Raw genomic sequence first — 2,690 nt, 5'->3', positions numbered from 1 at the left:
CAGCAGGGCCGTGAGCTGGCGGATGCGGGCCAGGCGGGCGGGGAGGCTCTCGCCGAGCCGCGCCACGAAGCCGCAGCGCAGGTGCGCTTCGTCCGTGGCGTCACGCTGCGCCAGACCCTGCCGGATGCGCGCCCGCTCCCCCTCAGTGAGGGCCAGGCCGCGCCGCGCCAGCTCCGCCAGGGCGGCCTCCACGGCCTCGGTGCGATAGCCCTCGATGTGCGCGAGGACCTGCCGAAGCTCGGCTTCGGAGAGGGTCAGGAGCCGCGCATGGAAGGTGTCCGTCATGGGGGCTCAGCCTTCGCCCAGCAGGGCCGCGAGGGTGGCTGCGTCCGGCGGCTCCGTGAGCCTCCGCTTGGGGCCATCGTAGCCCTCGAAGAGTGCCTGGTGGGCCGCCAGCGACAGCTCACCCTCCCGGATGTCGTAGGCCCGCACCCAGTCCAGCAGGAAGGCCAGCTTCGCGTCCTGCTCGGCCTTGGAAGCGTACTTGTGCGGCTCCCAGGGGCGGGCGCGGCAGTGCTCCAGGCAGGTCTCCACGCCGGGCTCCAGGAACACGAGGATGGGGCGGTGTGCGAGGGTGGCGCGGATCAGCTCCCCGTAGCAGCCCTCGATGATCCAGGCTCCGTGCGCTGCGCAGAAGGTCGCCACGTCGGCGGCGGCCCGGGCCGGATCCAGTGGGACCGCCACCTGGCCTGGCTCCCAGGCGAAGGTGTCCAGGTCCAGGGCCGGGGCGCCGGTGCGCGCGGCCAGACGCTGGGCCAGCGTGGATTTGCCCGAGCCCGAGTTGCCGAGGATTGCGACGCGCATGGGGATCCTTCGCCGGTCAACATCCAGGCTACCCCACAGGGCGCAAAGGATAGCTGGTGATCGGGTATTCTGGCCCCGTCCCCGGGTCCGTGGACGGCGAGGCCCCATGCATTCATCCGTCCTGCGCTCCCTCCTGCTCGGCTGTGGCCTCCTACTGGCGGTGCTGGGCTGCTCCCCGCATGGGGACTGCGGCTGCACACAGCCACCCTCCGGCACCGTGCAGGGCCGCCTGGTGGACGCGCAGGGGCAACCCGTGGTGGGGGCTGAGGTGTGCGTGGTCACCCTGAGCGTCTATGATCCCGCGCACCCGGGCATCTTCGTCCAGGCGAAGGGCCGTTCCCGCGCCGACGGCACTTTTGAGATCAAGGCCACCGTGGGCCGGCATCGGCTCCTCGTGCGCGCCCAGGTGGGCCCCACCGTCTTCCTGCCTCGCCTGGGTCCGGAGTTCGAGCTGAGCACCCCGGGCATGCTGGTGGCGGGCCAGGACCTGGACCTGACGGCCACGGCGCCCGCCACCCTGACCGTGGCCATCACGCCCGCCCACGGCGCCCAGCAGGAGGACGCCCTGCTGCTGGAACAGCTCCTGCTGGTGGACGGAGTCGAATACAGCCTGCCCATCGCCAGCCTCAAGCCCGCGGTGGTCGCGGGCCTGGAGACCGTGCTGTTCAGCAGCCAGCCGCCGGGCGCCTACACGCTCTCCTTGTGGCGCAGCGAGACCACCGGCACGCACCCCGTCGTTGGCACGGCCAAGGCCACCATCACCCTGGCCGAGGGTGCCACCTTGGACCTGCCTCTGCCGGTGCAGTGACCCGGCTTCAGTGCATGGGGATCTTCCCCGGCTCCCGGCGCAGGGGGACGATGGGCGCCGGAGCTTCTTCGTAGGTGGGCAGACCCGCCAGGCGCAGGCGCGGTCCCCGCAGCTCCGGCAGGGGCGGCGCGCCCAGCAGCCAGGCATTCGCGCGGATCAGCAGCCGCGGGTACACCGCGCTGGGGTGGCCCTCCTTGCGCAGCTCCACCCGGTACTCGCCGGGCGACAGGCCCCCGGCCTGGCACTGGCCCTGCGCGTTGGTGGTCGCCGCCCAGGTCCGGCCATCCAAGTGCCTTAGCAGCACCCGCACGCCCGGCACCGGCGTGCCCTGGCGGTCCCGCACCTCCGCCTTCAGGCCGCCCTCGGTCTGCGAGATCACCGGCCGCACGGGCAGGGGCTCCGGCGCAGACTGGAGCAGGAGGCAGAGCAGAATCGCGGCAGCGGGCATGGGTCACCTGAACCTAGGAGGCGCAGACGGCCCCGGTCGTGACAGGGTTCAGGGTTCCAAGCGCTTGTAGAACACCACCGTGGGATGGAGCTGCCCGTCGGGAGCGGCGGCGAACTCGGGGATCTCGCCCACCCGCTGCCAGCCCAGGTGCTGGTAGATGGCCTCGGAGCGCGTCCCGGCCAGGGTGTCCAGCACCAGCAGGGTGCGGCCTTCCGCCCGCGTGGCGGCCTCCACCTCGGCCATGAGCCGCCCGGCCAGGCCCCGGCCCTGGAAGGCGCCGAGCACCAGCAGCTTCTGCACCTCGGCCCGGTGGAGGCCATTCTCCCGCGGATTCAGCGCGAGCTGCACCGAGCCCACCACCCGGCCTTCCGCCTCGGCCACCCAGAGCCGCAGGCCCTGGTCCAGGCCCTTGAGCACCTGTGTCCAGTAGTGGGCCGCGCGGTCCCGGGACAGCGGTGCCAGGAACCCCACCGAGGCGCCGCCGTGCACGGCGTCGATGAGCAGGTCGCAGAGGGGGTCCAGCAGGGCCGGCTCGGCGGTGGGGACGGGGCGCAGGCTGGGCAAGGGCTCCCCTCCGGATCAGCGGCGCGTGAAGATCGAACCCAGCGCCCGGCCCACCCGGGCCAGGAG

General features: G+C 72.9%; 5 protein-coding genes. 1 reads left to right on the top strand and 4 read right to left on the bottom strand.

The window, feature by feature from the left end:
- Together WAS25_RS06905 and WAS25_RS06900 are read right to left on the bottom strand one after the other, a co-directional pair.
- Positions 1-285: hypothetical protein (locus tag WAS25_RS06905; RefSeq protein ID WP_422310783.1), on the bottom strand; the 285-nt coding region annotated here is incomplete at its 3' end.
- Between the two features lie 6 nt (positions 286-291).
- Positions 292-804 (bottom strand): shikimate kinase, encoded by a 513-nt coding sequence (locus WAS25_RS06900; RefSeq protein ID WP_422310782.1) that lies wholly within the window; start codon positions 802-804, stop codon positions 292-294.
- Positions 805-910: 106 nt separating this feature from the next.
- Here WAS25_RS06900 and WAS25_RS06895 point away from each other — a divergent pair, with 106 nt between their 5' ends.
- Positions 911-1,612: a hypothetical protein gene (locus WAS25_RS06895; RefSeq protein ID WP_422310781.1), complete on the top strand. Its 702-nt coding sequence runs from the start codon at positions 911-913 to the stop codon at positions 1,610-1,612.
- Positions 1,613-1,619: 7 nt separating this feature from the next.
- On the opposite strand, the gene WAS25_RS06890 is transcribed toward WAS25_RS06895, so the two are convergent.
- Positions 1,620-2,060, bottom strand: coding sequence for a carboxypeptidase-like regulatory domain-containing protein (locus tag WAS25_RS06890; protein WP_422310780.1), 441 nt, complete (start codon positions 2,058-2,060; stop codon positions 1,620-1,622).
- 48 nt (positions 2,061-2,108) lie between these two features.
- On the bottom strand, positions 2,109-2,624 hold the full coding sequence (locus tag WAS25_RS06885; protein ID WP_422310779.1) for a GNAT family N-acetyltransferase: 516 nt from the start codon (positions 2,622-2,624) through the stop codon (positions 2,109-2,111).
- Positions 2,625-2,690 lie beyond the last annotated feature (66 nt).

The sequence above is a fragment of the Geothrix sp. genome, assembly GCF_049292215.1.
In the GTDB taxonomy this organism is placed as follows: domain Bacteria; phylum Acidobacteriota; class Holophagae; order Holophagales; family Holophagaceae; genus Geothrix.
Note: the sequence above shows the minus strand (reverse complement) of the source record. Positions and strands in the feature narration are given on the sequence as shown.

Excerpts from the sequence above, each read along its gene's own strand:
- WAS25_RS06900 (WP_422310782.1), bottom strand. The coding sequence starts at position 804 with ATGCGCGTCGCAATCCTCGGCAACTCGGGCTCGGGCAAATCCACGCTG.
- WAS25_RS06895 (WP_422310781.1), top strand. The coding sequence starts at position 911 with ATGCATTCATCCGTCCTGCGCTCCCTCCTGCTCGGCTGTGGCCTCCTA.
- WAS25_RS06890 (WP_422310780.1), bottom strand. The coding sequence starts at position 2,060 with ATGCCCGCTGCCGCGATTCTGCTCTGCCTCCTGCTCCAGTCTGCGCCG.